We start from the raw sequence: 17,262 nt of genomic DNA on the forward strand, positions 1-17,262 counted from the left end.
GAGACCGCCGCCCCATTCCCCGCGGGCGGCGAACCGGTCCGGGAGGTGAAGAACACCTCCCGGACTGTGCGCCGCACGGGCGGGGTTCGGAGGAAGCGGACGTGCGGGCCGGCGCACCGGGGGGATGTGCCGGCCCGCACGCCGCCGCCTCCGGGCGGGGTGCCGGCGGATGTCGCGGAGGGCCCGAGAGAGGTCCGCCCGGGTGCCTCGCGCATGCCCCGGGGTGAGCGGACGGCGGCGAAACGCGCGGTTCCCCGGCGAGCGGAGAATGGCCGAATAGTGCCGGTCTCGCCGGGCATCCTGCCGGGGGCCGACCATGGCTGGATCGCGTCGGGTCCGCTCCCCTGCCGGGGTGGGGGCCACTCAGGGGGCGTCCTGCCGCAACTCCCGGACGACCCGGTTACGTTGCTGACAGCCCCACGGAGCCGTGGCCAGGCTTTTGCCAGGGGCGCATGCTCATCCGGTGTGCGCCGCCCGTACCCCCTCCCGGCCGCCGTTGTCGTGGCAGCATGTCCCGCAACGGCGTTCCCGTGTCCTGGTACGCCGGTTCGTCCACAGCCTGTGGAGGCGGCGATGCGTTGGTTGGTGGGGTGGAGCAGTATCGCCGCGAGCTTCGGCACCGTGGGCGCGGTCGGCCACCACGGGGAGGGGCGGACCGTACAGCCGGTGGGCTCCCAGCCGCTGTGGGGCGACCCGGATCCGCTCTGGGCCGTGGGCGACTGGCGCCCCGACGAGATCCGCGTCATCACGGCGGCGACCCCCGAGGGAGCGCCCACCACCCGCCTCGCCGTCCTGGGCTGCTGCGGGGCCACCGACGAACAGCTCCGCGTCGGGCTGCTGGCCGCCCGCGGCGGCGCGCTGCGCCATCTCACCGCCTGGCCGGGCAGTTACACGGCCGTCGTCCAGATCGGCCGCCGCGTCACCGTCGCCGGAGACCTCGCCGGCGCCCGTCCCGTCTTCCACACGCCCACGCCCTGGGCCAACGGCACCGCGTACGCCACCGCGGCCCTCCCGCTCGCGGACCTCATCGAGGCGCAGCTGGACATCGGCCACCTCGCCGCGCTGCTGGCCTGCCCCGAGACCCCGGAGGCACTGGGCGACGGCACACCGTACGCCGGGGTGAAGCGGGTGCCGCCGGGGCACGCGCTGATCCTCCGCGAGGGCTCACGCGAGATCACCGGGTACGAGGCGGTGGCCTCCCTCGCCGTGGCGGCCCCCCAGGCCGATCCGGTGAGCGCGGTCGAAGGCGTGCGGGACGCGCTGGTCGAAGCCGTACGCGCACGGCTCACGGCACCCCGCCACGCCCCGGAGACCCTGCCGCCCGACCCCGGTCCCGTGCCCGGCATGGGGCCTGCCGAACGCCGCGCGGCCCGCGGGGCACCCGTCCCCGGAATCGGCTCGGACCTCTCCGGCGGCAGCGCCTCCGCCACCCTCGCCCTGCTGGCCGCGGGACTGCCCGGGCTGCCGGGCACCGTGCTGGGACACGGCACGGGGGCGGGCGAGCGCCTCCTCGCCGTCACGTTCAACGACCTCTCCGCCCACGGCCACGAGGACGAGCTGGAGCGCGCCCGGGTCATCGCGGCCAATCCCCGCCTGCACCACGTGGTCGTCGCGGCCGGCGAGGAGGCCCTGCCCTACGCGGCCTTGGAGTCCGGCCCGCTCACCGACGAGCCCGCGCCCTCCCTCGTCGTCGCCGAACGCCACCGCCGCCGGCTGGCCGCGGGCAGTGCGGACCACTTCGTCGGCCACGGCGCCCGCCAGGTCCTGGACGCGCACCCCGCCCGCCTCGCCGACCTCCTCATGGACCGGCGCAGACGCCACCTCCTGCGGCCCGTCGCCGCGCTGGCCAGAGCCGAAGGTCCCTCCACGCACTCCCTGTTCGTCCCGCTGGCCGTGTACCGCGCCGCCCGCCGGCTGGCCCGCACGTCGTACCGCACCGGTCTCGAGACGGCGGCGTCCCTCCTGCCCGAGGCCAACCGCGACGTTCCCGGCCTCGACACCCCGGCCGACGCCTCGCTCGCCTCCCTCGCCTGGTCCCGGCCCGGCCCGGCCGCACGCTGGCTCACCGGGGAGGCACTCGCGGAAGTATCGGTTCGCCTCCAGGAGGCGGCGATCCGGCCCGCCTCTGTCCAGCGCCCGGGAGAGGCCCGCGCCCGCGCGGCGCTGGCCCGGCACGCGGCCGACCAGCGGATCCTGGAACAGGCGGCCGAGATCCGCAGCCAGCGGCTGCACGCCCCCTTCCTCGACAACCAGGTCGTACGGGCCGCCCGCGCCCTCCCGGAATCGCTCAGGGTCCAGCCGGGGGCCCGCGCCGCGATCCTGCGCCGGGTCCTCGCGGGAGCGGGCATCCACGACCTTCCGCCCGGCTGGGGCACCCCGTCGCAGGCGACCTCGACCGCGGCCGGGCACATCGGCCTGCGCACCGCCCTGCCTGAACTGATCGCGCTGTTCGACGCCCCCCTGCTCGCCGACGCCGGACTGGTCGAGGCGCGCGTCGTCCGGAAGGCGCTGCGCGCGGCGTCCGAGGGCGAGCCCCTTCCCCTGGACGGCCTCGCCGAGCTGGCGTCCACGGAACTCTGGCTCCGGCGCCTGGTCACCCGCCGGGGCACCTGCTGGACCGGGACGGCGGCACCGAGGCAACGGGCGGTCGCGGGCGGAGTGGTGCCGGCCCGCCGGACACTCCAGCCGTAGCCGTAGCCGTAGCCGTAGCCGTAGCCGTCAGCCGTCAGCCGTCAGCCGTCAGCCGTCAGCCGCACCCGCAACGGGCGGGCACCCGCCGCGACACAATGGCCCCGTGCGGTACCTGATCCTGGGCGTCACCGAGGCGCGAGACGAGCACGGCGGCGTGCTGCCCGTGGGCGGCGCGCGCCTGCGCACCCTGCTCGCCGCCCTCGCCCTGCGCGCGGGCCGCCCGGCATCGGTCGCCGCCCTCATCGACGACGTATGGACCGACGGCTCCCCGCAGGACGCGCCCGCCGCCCTCCAGGCCCTCGTGAGCCGACTGCGGCGCGTGCTCGGCCGGGACGCGGTCGTCGGAGGTCCGGGCGGCTACCGCCTCGCCGCCGGGCCCGACGACATCGACCTGTACGTCTTCGAACGGCTCGCCGGGCAAGGCGCCGCCGAGCTCGAATCCGGCAGCCCCGAGGCCGCCGCCCACACCCTGCGCACCGCACTCGCCCTGTGGCGCGGCCCCGCCCTCGCCGACCTCCCCGGGCGTGAGCACGGCCTCCGGGCCGAGGACCGCCGGCTGGGCGCGCTCCAGCAGCGCATCGAGGCCGACCTCAGGCGCGGGGCCACGGCCGGCCTCGTACCCGAGCTCAGGGAACTCACGGCCGCCCACCCGTACCACGAGCCGCTGCGCGCCCAACTGCTGCGCGGTCTGCGTGCCGAGGGCCGGCAGGCCGACGCACTCGTCGCGTACGAGGAGGCCCGCCGGGCGCTCGCGGACGGTCTGGGCACCGATCCGGGGCCGGAGCTCGCCGCCCTCCACCGGGAACTCCTCGCCGCCGCGGAGCCCACCTCGCGGCTCGCGGGCGTTGTGCCTCCCGCGGAGAGCAACATCCGCCCCCGGCTCACCTCCTTCGTCGGCCGGGAGCCCGAACTCCGCCTCATCCGCTCCGACCTCGACCGCGCCCGCCTTGTCACCCTCACGGGCCCCGGCGGCTCCGGCAAGACCAGGCTGGCGGAGGAGTCGGCCGCCGGTCTGGACGCCTGGATCGCCGAACTCGCCCCCCTCGACGACCCCTCCGCCGTCCCCGGAGCCGTGTTCTCCGCCCTGGGCCTCCGCGAGACGACCCTCCGCCAGGGCGGCCCGCGCGACGGGCGCCCCCTGACCGAGGACCCGACGGAGCGGCTGGTCGAGCACCTCTCCCACCGGTCGCGCCACAGCCCGTTCCTCCTGGTGCTCGACAACTGCGAGCACGTCGTCGGTGCGGCGGCTGCCCTGGCGGAGACCCTTCTCACGCACTGCCCACGGCTACGGATCCTCGCCACCAGCCGAGAGCCCCTCGGCGTGCCCGGCGAGGCCGTTCGTCCGGTCGGCCCGCTGCCGCCGGACCCCGCGCACCGGCTGTTCGCCGAGCGCGCCCGAGCCGTGCGGCCGGAGTTCGACGCGGCGACGGACGCGGCCGACGACCCGCGGGCCGTCGACGAGATCTGCCGCAGGCTCGACGGGCTCCCGCTCGCCATCGAGCTGGCCGCCGCCCGGCTCCGGCTGCTCACCCCGCGTCAGATCGCCGACCGCCTCGACGACCGCTTCCGGCTGCTCACCAGCGGCAGCCGGACCGTCCTGCCCCGCCAGCAGACGCTCCGGGCGGTCGTCGACTGGTCCTGGGACCTGCTGTCCCCGCAGGAGCGGAGGGTGCTGCGGCAGGTCTCCGTCTTCGCGGGCGGCTGGGACCTGACCGCGGCCGAGGCGGTGACCGGGCCGGACGCCGCGGACCTGCTCGGCGCGCTCGTCGACAAGTCACTCGTGGTCGCGACCCCCGCCGACGGCTCGCAGATGCGCTACCGCCTCCTGGAGACCATCCACGAGTACGCCGCCGAGCGGGCCGCCGAGACCCCGGACGTCCTGGCGGCCACCTGCGCGGCCCACACCGCGTACTTCACCGCGCTGGCCGAGGAGGCCGATCCGCACCTGCGCTCCGGCGGACAACTGCCGTGGATCCGGCGCCTGGAGACGGACCTCGACAACATCCGCGCGGCCCTGCACCGCACGGTCGTCGCGGGCCCCTCGGAGCGGGCGGCGCTGCGCCTGGTGCTCGCCATGGGGTGGTTCTGGTGGCTGCGCAACTTCCGCATCGAGGGTGTGGGCTGGGCCGACCGCACGGCCGCCCTCGGCGAGGACCCGCAGGACCCGGCCGACCCCCGGTACTGGCCCCGCATGCATCTGCACATGCTGCGGTTCTTCCTCGCCGTGGAGAGCCGGCCGACGGAGAACGTCTACGAGGACGAGGTGCTCCAGGCCCTGATCACCAAGGTCGCCGGGGCCTTCGGTTCGGGCGGCCCCGAATCCGCCCGCTTCCCCGGGCTTCTCTGGCCGATGACCTCGTACATGCGCCGCGAGGACATCCCCGATGTACAGGCGCACTTCGACGCTGCCGTCGTCAACACCAGGACGCACGGCGGCGACTGGGAGTACGGCGTCACCCTGATGACCCGGACCCACATGATGGTGGACACCCCCGACGGCATGGTCGGCATCGACGAGGACCTCGCCGAGCTGCGCGTACTGAGCCGCCGGGTCGGGGACCGCTATCTCCGCGCCCAGGTGGCGAGCGCCGACGCCGAGGCGGGGATGACGCGTGGGAGGTACGAGGAGTCACGCGCGGCCTACCAGGAGGCGCTCGGACTCGCACGGGAGGTCGGCGCCCACGGGGAGGAGCCCTTCCTCCTCGGACGTCTCGCCGAACTCTCCTACCGGGCGGGGGACCTTGACGCGGCCACGAAGGGCCTGGACGAGGCGGAGGCCGCGGCGGAGCGTCATCACATGCCGGACGCCCACGCCTACGTGTACTACCTCCGCGCCGCGATCGCGCTGACGGCCGGCGAGATCCCGCGGGCACGCCGGTACGCCGACTCCGCGCGGTCCGCCCGGCCCTACGGCAGCCGACCGCCGCAGTTCGCGGCGGCGGTCCTGGGGCTCTCGGCCCGCATCAGCGTGTCCGAACCGTCCGGTGGACCGGCCGAAGGGCTGCGCGGGGTGGTCGAGGCACTGGCCCTCGGCGTGGAGGCCCGGTGCGTGGAGGTCTTCACCGCGCACCTGGCGGAGGTCGCCGCGATCGTCCTGGTGGAGCTGGGCCTGTTCGGGACGTCGGCCCGTGTCCTGGGGGCCTGCGAGCTCTGGCGGGCGAGAGGCCCCCGCTCCGCGGTGGAGGAGGCCGACGTCGCCGTGGTCGTGGAACGGCTGCGCGAGGAGCTGGGACCCCTTCGGTACGAGAAGGAGACAGCCCGGGGGCGCGGACTGACCCCGGGCGAGGTCCTCGGCCTGCTGACCGGCGTGGCCGGGGAGCTCAGCGGCAGCTGATCCTGGACGCCGCCCAGTCGGCGAGGGCGACCCCGCCGAGGGCGCCCGAGGGTTCCACGACGAGCCGGATCGTCGTGCTGCCCTCGATCCCCACGCTCACCGGGACCGCCGGCTCACCGCCCCGCACCACGGGGGACTGCCAGAGCCGCGCCCCGTCACCGTCGTACACGGAGAAGCGCACGGCGCCGAGCCCCAGTGTCAGGTCGTCGACCCCGGCCATCGCCTCGTAGCGCGTGCACGCGCGGTTGAGCTGGACGGCGACCGACGAGCGGGAGGGGGCGGTCACCCCGTGGGCGTAGGTGGTGGAGGCGATCGACAGTCCGTCGCGCTGCCAGAAGACCCCCCTGCTCTCGCCGAGCAGGATCTCGGGCCCGGTGTGATCACCCGTGACCGAGTAGTCCAGCTCGTTCACCTGGTAGATCTCCGGTGCGGGGGGCGCGGGTGGTGCGGGCTGCTTCGGGGAGGGCGTCGGTGCGGGCTCCGGCCGGGTGGGCTCAGGTGTGGGGTCCGGGACCGGCGGCTCCGGTGACGGCGTGGGTGTCGGTGCCGGGGCGGGTGTGGTCTCCGGGGCGGGCGGTGGATCGGAGACGGGCGGTGCGGGCGGGGCCGGCGGCTGCGGGGCAGGCGTCGGCTCCGGCGGGGGAGTGGGCGTGGGGGCGGCGGGCGCCGCGGCCGGAGGCTTGGCCACCGGCTTCTCCTCCGGCGCCGGCCGGTCGTCACCGACCAGGGCCCACACGAGCCCGGCGGCGGCCGCCACGGCCACGGCTGCGGCGATCCCGGCCTTCAGCGGAGCGCCGAGCCCCTCCGACGCCGCGGCCCCGCCCGCCGTGCCGCCTCCGGAGGACGCGCTCCCCGTGGCCGCGGCGGCGGCTCCGGCGCCGGCCGCTCCTGCCGCACCGCCCGCCACGACGCCCGCCGCCTTGACCGACCAGCCCACGGCGAACCAGCCGATGACGGCGACCGGGAGCAGGGCCGGGATGCCGGCGTTCACCCGGTCGAGCTCACCGGCGGCGAGCCGGCACTTCGCGCACTCGTCCAGGTGCTTGCGCAGCCCGCGTTCGGCCCGGGTCCGCAGACCGCCCCGGGCATGGGCGCCGAGCCGGTCGGCGTACTGGGCGCAGTCGCCGCCGGACGTCAGAGACTGGCTCACATGGGCCTGCAGATAGGCCTGCTTGAGCCCTTCGCGGGCCCGGACCGCCAGGACCGCCGTGGCGTTGGCGGTCAGACCGAAGAGCGGGGCGACCTCGCTCGGGGACTCCTCCTCCACGGTGGTGTGCCACAACACCGCCTGCCAGCGCTCCGGCAGGCTGCGGAACGCCTGCATGGCCATCGACCGGTCCGCCTCGTGCATGGCCAGTACATCGGCGCCGAGATCGAGGGTGTCCGCCTCGGACAGCTCCGAGGAGCGCGTGGCCTGCGCCGCGAACGCCGCGAAGTCGTCGACGAGATGCTCGCGCTTCGCGCTCCTGGTCCACCCGGCGGCGACATGCCGGACCGCCGTCATGAGGTAGGCCCGGACCGCTTCCTCCGGACCCTTCCCGCCGCGTACCGCCTGGAGCGTCCGCGCGAAGACCTCGGCCGTCAGGTCGTCGGCGGTGTGCGCGTCCCGGCAGCAGGTACGGGCGTAGCGGCGGACCGCTCCCGAATGGCGGCGGAACAGCTCCTCGTACGCCTGGTCGTCGCCCCCGCGCATGCCCTGGATCAACTGGGCGTCGGACGGGCCGAGATCGGCCGACCCCGCACGCCCCTCCCGCTGCAGGGGGACCGCGTACGCGGCCTCACCGGTCTCCGGGGCGGGCTCCGGCCGCACCCCGTCGTCGGCGGGCGCGGGCCAGGGGCCCGGCAGCACGGTGCCGCCCTCGCCGGAGACGCCCGGCTCCTCCGGACCCGCAGGGCCGGGCGTCACCCGGCGCGGCTGCGCCTGCCCTGGGGGGCGCGCCTGTTCGGGCATGCGGGCGGTGGACGTGTCATCGGCCCGCGTCCCCGTGTCCCTGCCGCCCTTGCCCGCGGCGGCGACACCGTCGGCCGGTTCTTCCTGCTGCGCGTCACCGCTCATCGCGGAAGCCCCCGTATGCACCCTCGGACCCGAATACGGGGGCAAGGTTGCCACAGAGCCGCACCGCGACGGCCCCCGAGCGGCAGCAACCACTCGTCCGGGGTGTCTTACCCCGTCCGGTGGGCGTGACATCGCCCTGTCGGGGAAGGAGCAACGCCCCTCCGGCGCAACGGCGTTGTCCGTCCCACGGCGTCGTATGTCTCGCAGGGCCGGGTGACGAACCGCGTCGGGTGACGGACCGCGTCGGGTGACGGACCGCGTCGGGTGACGGACCGCGTTGGGTGACCACCGGCCCGGGGCGACCTACAGGCGTCCGGTCGGCGGCAGTGGTCCGCCGACCGGCACCTGGGGCGTGCGGCTACGCGGGACGGGAGCGCAGGCCTTCGAGAAGGATGTCCAGCAGTCGGGCCGAGGCGGCGGCCTGGTGAGCGGGGTCAGGCAGCGCCGGTGCGGCCGTGGCGATGACCAGCAGCACATCGGCCACCGTCACATCGCCCCGGAGCTCACCCGACTCACGGGCCCGGTCCACCAGCCGGCCCACCACCTCGAGCAGCTCGGCAGCGCCCGGACCGTCGTCGAGCCCCTCCTCGGGGGCAGGGTGCTGTCCCGATGCCCGGAGACCGGACGCTTCCACGCTCTGCCGCTGGTGCGGGACGCGCGTGTCGCCGTCGGCCGTGCCGGGGCCCGCCGCAGCGGGCTGCTCGTCCTGCTCCGCGCCGACCCGCAGCACCTGCGGCGGCAGGAGCCGGCCCGCACCCGACGCCACGGAGGTCCGCAGGAAACGGGAGAGCGCCGACCACGGCTCCTCCTCCTGGCCGAGGGCCGAGCGCGCCTGATCGGTGAGCCGCGCGGTCTCCTCCTCGGCTATACGGCGCACCAGCACGTCCTTGCTCGGGAAACGCCGGTAGACCGTACCCACCCCGACCCGCGCGCGCCGTGCCACGTCCTCCATCGGCGCTCCGTAGCCGAGCTCCCCGAACACCTCGCGCGCGGCGCGCAGGACGTGTTCGAGGTTGCGCTGTGCGTCCACGCGGAGCGGCGCGGAGCGGGCGGTGGTGCCCGCGCCTCCGGCTGCCGCGACCGTACCGACCGCTCCCACCGGGCTCAGCCGCCCAGGGCCCTCCACAGAAGAGGTGACAGCGCTCGGCCCATGCAAATCCTGAATGTGCATAACTTCCCCCGGTTATGACGTCTCCCCCCGGAGACTTCCCCGCCGTGTCAGCCGGAGTGTGGACCTCAGTCCGAATCCGACACCCCGACGGGGTACGAACATAGTTGAGCCCGGGTCAATTCAGAAGGGGGTTGTTCCGCACGGAGTGCCCCCCGATCGGAGCAAGGACCGGTTGAACCACGATTCGACCCCTGCGCTCCCGGCTCCCCGCCATACCTGACCTGCGCAGCTCCGTCATCACGCGGTGGCCACGGCCCGCCGGATGATCGAAGAGCTCCGGTCACACAATTTGCCGGGCCTGTGGACAAACACCGGACTCCGTTGCGTCATGGGAAGGTGATGGCACCAGATACCCGGGGGACATCCCCCGACAACCGGCCACGTGTGCGCATTCTCGTCGTCGGCGGCGGCTACGTGGGGATGTACACCGCGCTGCGTCTCCAGCGGAAGCTGCGGCAGCGGCTGAGAAGCGGCGAGGCCGAGATCGTGGTGGTCACGCCGGAGCCCTACATGACCTATCAGCCGTTCCTGCCCGAGGCCGCCGCGGGCTCGATCTCGCCGCGCCATGTCGTCGTGCCGCTGCGCCGGGTCCTGAAGCACTGCACGATCGTCATCGGCGAGGCGGAGCGCGTCGACCACGCCAAGCGCACCGCCACGGTCACGACGCTCGCCACCGGGGAGGACGGCACCGGTGCGCTCGAGATCCCGTACGACGAACTCGTCATCGCCCCCGGGTCCGTGTCGCGCACCCTTCCGGTCCCCGGCCTGGCCGACTTCGGCATCGGCTTCAAGACCGTGGAGGAGGCCATCGGCCTCCGCAACCACGTGATCGAGCAGATGGACATCGCCTCCGCCACGCGGGACCCGGCCATCCGCGACGCGGCGCTCACCTTCGTCTTCGTCGGTGGCGGATACGCAGGGGTGGAGGCGCTCGCGGAGCTGGAGGACATGGCCCGCTACACCTCGCGGTACTACCACAACATCAAGCCGTCGGACCTGCGGTGGATCCTGGTCGAGGCGACCGGACGCATCCTGCCGGAGGTCGGCGGGACGATGGGGAAGTACGCGGTCAGGGAGTTGCGGGGCCGCAACATCGACGTACGGCTCGACACCCGGCTGGAGAGCTGCGAGAACCGGGTCGCGGTCCTCAGCGACGGCTCGCGCTTCCCGACCCGCACCCTGGTGTGGACCGCCGGCGTGAAGCCCGCACCGATCCTCGCCGCCACCGACCTGCCGCTCACGGAGCGCGGCCGGATCCGCTGTACCACCACGCTCTCCGTCGACGGTGTGCCGCACGCCTGGGCGGCCGGTGACGCGGCAGCCGTCCCGGACCTCACCTCGTCCGAGCCGGGCACGGAGACCGCACCGAACGCCCAGCACGCGGTGCGTCAGGCCAAGGTCCTGGCCGACAACATCGTGGCCACCCTCGCAGGCCGTCCGGCCCGCGACTACCGGCACTCCTACGCCGGATCCGTCGCCTCGCTCGGCCTGCACAAGGGCGTCGCGCACGTCTACGGGCGCAAGCTCAAGGGGTATCCGGCGTGGCTCATGCACCGCGTCTACCACCTGAGCCGCGTGCCCACGTTCAACCGAAAGGCGCGTGTCCTTGCCGAGTGGACCCTGGCCGGGCTCTTCAAACGGGAGATCGTCTCCCTCGGGTCGCTCGAGCACCCGCGAGCGGAATTCGCCCTCGCCGCCCGGGGCCACACACACCCCGGACCTCCCGAGGCCACCCCGCCGAAGGACGACGGGCCGCCGGACACGTCCGGCTGAGCCCCCGTCCGCCCCCACCGGCGACGCCCGGGGAACGGGCGCAGTTCAGCGTCCGGACCCGCCGCCGTACGGCAACTGTCAGTACGGTCGGTCACACTGGGCGTGTGACCATAGGTGGGCTCACACCTGCGCAGAGTGACCCGGCAGGCAGTCACCTACAGTGACCGGAAGCGACGGCCGACCGCACGGAGCGGCCCGGCCGCGCGTTCCCGGAAGCCTGGCCCCGGCACCCCGACCCGGTACAGAGGACCGGCGGGGTATCGGCCACAGGACCAGCAGAAAAAGCTCGCCCGAGCGGACCAGACCGACACACGAGGCCAGAAATTCCGTGAACTTCACGCGCTGGAGCGCCCGCCTTCCCGGAACACAGCGTCGCGCCGCCGCGCGGGACGACCACAGTTCCGTACCCGCCGCCCGCGCGGAGTCCGTACGGCCGAAGCCCGCGGCCACGCCGCCGGGCGGGACGCCGCAGGCACCCCCCGCCACGGCGGGCCCCGGCCTGGAAGCCCTGTCGGCCCGCGACATCCTCGGCCGGCTGCCCGCCCCCGTCGCGCTGCTCCACGGCCCCGAGCACCGCATCACCTACGTCAACGCCGCCTACACGTCGGCGTTCGGCCCGCGCCCCTGCGGCGCCCCCGCGGCCGAGGCGATGCCCGAGCTCGCCGAGCTCAGCCTGCTGCCCCTCATGGACCAGGTGCTGCGCAGCGGTACCCCCCGTACGGTCAAGTCCCGCAAGGTCCGCGCCGGTGACTCCTGGACGGTGACGTGCACCCCGGTGGCCGCCGACGGCCCGGACGGTGAGGCGGGGGTCCTCGTCTACGCCACCGACGTCACCGACCACGCCGAGGCCGCCGAGCGGCTCCGTACCAGCGAACGCCGCCACCGCGAGACGGCCGTCACCCTCCAGCGCTCCCTGCTCCCGCAGGAGCTCGAACAGCCGGACGACCTGCGTATCGCCGCCACCTACCAGCCGGGTGGCACGGACGCGGCGGTGGGCGGCGACTGGTACGACGTCATCACGCTGGGCGCCGGCCGCACCGCACTCGTCATCGGAGACGTGATGGGGCGCGGCGTGCGGGCGGCGGCCGTCATGGGCCAGCTGCGCACCGCGGTCCGCGCCTACGCCCGCCTGGACCTCCCGCCGCACGAGGTGCTCCAGCTCCTCGACGTGCTCGCCGCCGAGATCGACGCCAGCCAGATCGCCACCTGCGTCTACGCCGTCCACGACCCCAACGAGGGCCACCTCGTCTACGCCTCCGCCGGACACCTCCCGATCCTCGTGTGCGACGAGGACGGCACGGTCCACCGCGCCGAGGACCCGACAGGACCGCCGCTCGGGACGGGTGGCTGGGTCCACACATCGGGGACGATCGCCCTGCCGCCCGGCTCCACGGCCGTGCTCTACACGGACGGCCTGGTCGAGCGGCGCAGCGAGGACATCGACGAGGGCGTCGCCTCCCTGGAGCGTGCCCTGTCCGGCGCCAAGGGTTCGCCCCAGGTGGTCTGCGACCGGCTCATCCGCTCCCTGGGCGTCACCGCGGAGCACGACGACGACGTGGCGGTCCTGGTGGTCCAGCACCCCGCGCGTACGGGATCGAGCGCGGAGCTCTTCCACAACGCCTCGCTCGAGCTGCTCGGCGGCATCGAGGCCGCGCCCAGGGCCCGCGCCTTCGCCACCGGCGTCCTGGCGTCGTGGCGCTTCCCCATGGAGCTCTGCGATCTGGGCGTCCTGGCCGCCAGCGAGCTCGTGGCCAACTCCCTCCAGCACGGCACCCCGCCCATGCGCCTCGGCCTGCGCCGGACCGACCGCCGCCTGATCATCGAGGTGACGGACGGGGACGACCACCTGCCGCGCCGACGCCGGGCCGAGCCCGCCGACGAGGCGGGGCGAGGCATCTCCATCGTCGCGACCATCGCGTCGTCCTGGGGCAGCCGCCGCACTCCCGGCGGCGGCAAGGCGGTCTGGTGCGAATTCGCCCTCCCCGGCTGACCGCGCCTCAGCGCAGGGCGCCGGGCACGGTGACGGGTTCGCTCTCCGGCATCGACACGGCGACCACCCGGGACGGCACCGTCGCGAGGGACGGCTTGTCCTGTACGGGCGTGAGCCGACGGCCCAGCTTCAGCGCCAGCACGGTGATGCCCAGCGAGAACAGTACGAACGTCACGATGTACGGCCCGGGCAGCGCCGCCCCCATGGGACCGCCGACAGCGGGACCGACGGCCAGGGCGAGCTGCTTCACCAGGGCGAACGCCGAGTTGTACTGACCGACCATGGCCTCCGGAGCCAGATCGGCGACGAGCGGGGCCACCGTCGGCGACAGCATGGCCTCACCGAGCCCGAACAGGGCGTACGTCGAGATCATCGCGGCCGTCGCCATCGTCTGGCTGCCGTGCCCGAGGCCCGCGTAGCCCGCCACGATCCAGGCGAAGGCCCAGATGAGACCGACCCAGGCGATGACCCGGCTGCGCCGCCGCCGCTCCACGAGACGGAGCACCACGAACTGCGCGGCGACGATGACCGCCGTGTTGGCCGCGAGCGCGATGCCCAGGGTGGACGGATCGATTCCCGCGGACTCGGTGCCGTAGGCGGCGAGACCCGACTCGAACTGCCCGTAGCAGGCGAAGAAGATCACGAAGCCGAGCACGCACAGCTGGACCATGGCCTTGTGGGAGAGGAGCGCCCGCAGTCCGGCCCTGGGCTCCGTGCCGTCGCCGGGCACCGCGTCCGTGAGGGACGGGACCCTGGGCATGCGCACCGTGGCCGCGACCACGCCGAGCACCAGGAACATCGCCGCCTCGATCAGGAACAGCAGGGTGAAGCTCGACGGACGGTCGACGTCCACCAGCTGCCCGCCGACCAGACCCCCGATGCCGAGCCCGAGATTCTGCAGGAAGAACTGCATGGCGAAGGCACGGGTGCGCGTCGCGGCGCTGGAGCACCACACCAGCATCGTCGCGAGCGCCGGCTGCATGACGGCGGTCCCCGCACCGAGGACCGCGGCGGAGAGCACGGTCGAGGTCACGCCGTCGGACACACCCAGGGCGCAGGCGCCCACGGCTGCCGCAGCGGCGGCGACGATCAGCACGGGCAGAGGCCCGCGCCGGTCGATGGCCCGACCGGTGAACGGCAGTACGGCCAGCGCCGCCATGGCGAACACAGCCAGCACGACACCTGCCGTACCGGCACCGAGATCCCGCACCTGTGCCACGTAGACGTACAGATACGGGACGGTGAACCCGAGGCCGAACGCGCTCAGCGCGCTCCCCACCTGGATCCGCCGCAGCGCTGCACCCATCTCCCTGGTCACACTCACCTACCTCAAGACATGAAGAACTTTGAAGAACACAGACCCGTAGACTTTAACACTAAAGTTAGAAGCTGAACTCTTCACCCTGAAGGACTTCGAAGGCGATGGAGAGCGTGCGATACTGCCCGCCATGTCTGACACCACCGAGCAGCCCGAGCTCCAGGAGCCGAGCCTCGACGAGCAGATCGCGGCCTACCAGCGCGAGTTCCGGGACCTCGACCCGCAGGTCGAGCAGATCGTCTCCGCGCTGGGCCGGCTGAACCGCAGGATGAACGTCGCTTACGGCAGACAGGTCGCGGCCCTCGGCATCAGCAACGCCGAATGGGAGGTCCTCAAGACCCTGGTCCTGTCCGGCACGCCGTACCGGCTGGGTCCGGGCGAGCTCGCGAAGCGCCTGGGGCTCACTCCGGCCGCGATGACCCACCGCATCGACCGCATGGCGGGCGAGGGCCTGGTCACCAGGGACCGGGACGAGAACAACCGGGTGCGCGTCATCGTCGAGCTGACCGACGAGGGCCGGACGAAGTGGCTCGAGGCGATGCGGATGGCCACGACCTTCGAGGAGGACCTCCTCCAGGACCTCTCCGGTGGCGAACGCGGGGCGCTGGGCGAGATCCTGATCCGCCTTCTGCGCCGCGTGGAGCACGAGCAGCCGGACGCCGGCGGCCGCCTCACCGACCTGGGCTGACGGGCCGGACGCGGGTGCGAGGGGAGGGGTTGACGCGCCTCCCTCGCATCTGTAAGGTTCTTCGAGTTGTCCCGGAGCCACTACGGTCCGGCGTCAGCCGATCCCGCCGCGCATGCGGCAACCAAACTCAGCACGATCTCCCACCGGGGAGAATTTCGGCATGCCGAAATTCAATTCGAGGACTCGATTATGAGTCGCCGGGAGAATCCGATAGAGTTTGAGCGTCGGAACGGCCCAAGGGCCGGGAAGACGAACCCCGCTGACTGGGAATCAGGCCCGAAAGGATCTGATAGAGTCGGACTCGCCGGAAAGGGAAACGCGAAAGCGAAGAACTGGAAAGCAAAACAGCAGGAACCCGCTTCGACCGGGAATCGGACACGAAAGAGTCTGATAGAGTCGGAAACGCAAGAACGAAGGGAAGCGCCCGGAGGGCCCCGGTGAAACGGGACCGAAGGAAGCGTCCGTTCCTTGAGAACTCAACAGCGTGCCAAAAATCAACGCCAAATTTGTTGATACCCCGGCCCACTTCGGTGGGTTGGTGGTTCCTTTGAAGTCCTACCGGCCCATGTGGCGGGTAGGCAACATCAGCGAGGACGCTGTGGACGACCATCCCTATTCCGGATCGGTCGTCCCGCTCTTCTATGGTGCTCTCCCGATTACGGGAAAACATTCATGGAGAGTTTGATCCTGGCTCAGGACGAACGCTGGCGGCGTGCTTAACACATGCAAGTCGAACGATGAAGCCCTTCGGGGTGGATTAGTGGCGAACGGGTGAGTAACACGTGGGCAATCTGCCCTTCACTCTGGGACAAGCCCTGGAAACGGGGTCTAATACCGGATAACACTCTGTCCCTCATGGGGCGGGGTTAAAAGCTCCGGCGGTGAAGGATGAGCCCGCGGCCTATCAGCTTGTTGGTGGGGTAATGGCCTACCAAGGCGACGACGGGTAGCCGGCCTGAGAGGGCGACCGGCCACACTGGGACTGAGACACGGCCCAGACTCCTACGGGAGGCAGCAGTGGGGAATATTGCACAATGGGCGAAAGCCTGATGCAGCGACGCCGCGTGAGGGATGACGGCCTTCGGGTTGTAAACCTCTTTCAGCAGGGAAGAAGCGAAAGTGACGGTACCTGCAGAAGAAGCGCCGGCTAACTACGTGCCAGCAGCCGCGGTAATACGTAGGGCGCAAGCGTTGTCCGGAATTATTGGGCGTAAAGAGCTCGTAGGCGGCTTGTCACGTCGGATGTGAAAGCTCGGGGCTTAACCCCGAGTCTGCATTCGATACGGGCTAGCTAGAGTGTGGTAGGGGAGATCGGAATTCCTGGTGTAGCGGTGAAATGCGCAGATATCAGGAGGAACACCGGTGGCGAAGGCGGATCTCTGGGCCATTACTGACGCTGAGGAGCGAAAGCGTGGGGAGCGAACAGGATTAGATACCCTGGTAGTCCACGCCGTAAACGTTGGGAACTAGGTGTTGGCGACATTCCACGTCGTCGGTGCCGCAGCTAACGCATTAAGTTCCCCGCCTGGGGAGTACGGCCGCAAGGCTAAAACTCAAAGGAATTGACGGGGGCCCGCACAAGCAGCGGAGCATGTGGCTTAATTCGACGCAACGCGAAGAACCTTACCAAGGCTTGACATATACCGGAAAGCATCAGAGATGGTGCCCCCCTTGTGGTCGGTATACAGGTGGTGCATGGCTGTCGTCAGCTCGTGTCGTGAGATGTTGGGTTAAGTCCCGCAACGAGCGCAACCCTTGTTCTGTGTTGCCAGCATGCCCTTCGGGGTGATGGGGACTCACAGGAGACTGCCGGGGTCAACTCGGAGGAAGGTGGGGACGACGTCAAGTCATCATGCCCCTTATGTCTTGGGCTGCACACGTGCTACAATGGCCGGTACAATGAGCTGCGATGCCGCGAGGCGGAGCGAATCTCAAAAAGCCGGTCTCAGTTCGGATTGGGGTCTGCAACTCGACCCCATGAAGTCGGAGTTGCTAGTAATCGCAGATCAGCATTGCTGCGGTGAATACGTTCCCGGGCCTTGTACACACCGCCCGTCACGTCACGAAAGTCGGTAACACCCGAAGCCGGTGGCCCAACCCCTTGTGGGAGGGAGCTGTCGAAGGTGGGACTGGCGATTGGGACGAAGTCGTAACAAGGTAGCCGTACCGGAAGGTGCGGCTGGATCACCTCCTTTCTAAGGAGCATCTAGGTTTCCTTCGGGGAATCCAGAGACCATTACG

8 protein-coding genes and 1 rRNA gene are annotated in these 17,262 nt (G+C 72.1%); 6 read left to right on the forward strand and 3 right to left on the reverse strand.

From position 1 onward, the window contains the following. The first annotated feature begins 573 nt into the window (after positions 1-573). Together OG488_RS20055 and OG488_RS20060 are read left to right on the forward strand one after the other, a co-directional pair. A complete protein-coding gene (locus OG488_RS20055; protein WP_329231091.1) occupies positions 574-2,691 on the forward strand; it encodes an asparagine synthase-related protein in 2,118 nt (705 codons plus the stop codon). Positions 2,692-2,794: 103 nt separating this feature from the next. Next, a complete protein-coding gene (locus OG488_RS20060; protein WP_329231093.1) occupies positions 2,795-6,025 on the forward strand; it encodes an ATP-binding protein in 3,231 nt (1,076 codons plus the stop codon). Here the strand turns inward: OG488_RS20060 and OG488_RS20065 are convergent. Continuing rightward, complete coding sequence (locus tag OG488_RS20065; RefSeq protein ID WP_329231095.1) at positions 6,012-8,081, reverse strand: sigma-70 family RNA polymerase sigma factor; 2,070 nt, start codon at positions 8,079-8,081, stop codon at positions 6,012-6,014. The two genes, OG488_RS20060 and OG488_RS20065, sit on opposite strands and share 14 nt — an antisense overlap. A gap of 358 nt (positions 8,082-8,439) precedes the next feature. Beyond that, positions 8,440-9,252 (reverse strand): TetR/AcrR family transcriptional regulator, encoded by an 813-nt coding sequence (locus OG488_RS20070; protein WP_329231096.1) that lies wholly within the window; start codon positions 9,250-9,252, stop codon positions 8,440-8,442. Between the two features lie 339 nt (positions 9,253-9,591). On the opposite strand from OG488_RS20070, the gene OG488_RS20075 reads away from it, so the two are divergent. Next, positions 9,592-11,025 (forward strand): NAD(P)/FAD-dependent oxidoreductase, encoded by a 1,434-nt coding sequence (locus tag OG488_RS20075; RefSeq protein ID WP_329231098.1) that lies wholly within the window; start codon positions 9,592-9,594, stop codon positions 11,023-11,025. Positions 11,026-11,353: 328 nt separating this feature from the next. Then, positions 11,354-13,015 (forward strand): ATP-binding SpoIIE family protein phosphatase, encoded by a 1,662-nt coding sequence (locus OG488_RS20080; RefSeq protein WP_329231099.1) that lies wholly within the window; start codon positions 11,354-11,356, stop codon positions 13,013-13,015. 7 nt (positions 13,016-13,022) lie between these two features. On the opposite strand, the gene OG488_RS20085 is transcribed toward OG488_RS20080, so the two are convergent. After that, a complete protein-coding gene (locus OG488_RS20085) occupies positions 13,023-14,321 on the reverse strand; it encodes an MFS transporter (protein WP_329238831.1) in 1,299 nt (432 codons plus the stop codon). Between the two features lie 142 nt (positions 14,322-14,463). Between OG488_RS20085 and OG488_RS20090 the strand changes: the two genes are divergently transcribed. Both OG488_RS20090 and OG488_RS20095 read left to right on the forward strand, forming a co-directional pair. Beyond that, positions 14,464-15,021, forward strand: a complete 558-nt coding sequence (locus OG488_RS20090) for a MarR family winged helix-turn-helix transcriptional regulator (RefSeq protein ID WP_329231101.1) — start codon at positions 14,464-14,466, stop codon at positions 15,019-15,021. A gap of 669 nt (positions 15,022-15,690) precedes the next feature. After that, positions 15,691-17,216, forward strand: a 16S ribosomal RNA gene (locus OG488_RS20095). Positions 17,217-17,262 lie beyond the last annotated feature (46 nt).

It is taken from the genome of Streptomyces sp. NBC_01460, from assembly GCF_036227405.1.
Classification (GTDB): Bacteria; Actinomycetota; Actinomycetes; order Streptomycetales; family Streptomycetaceae; genus Streptomyces.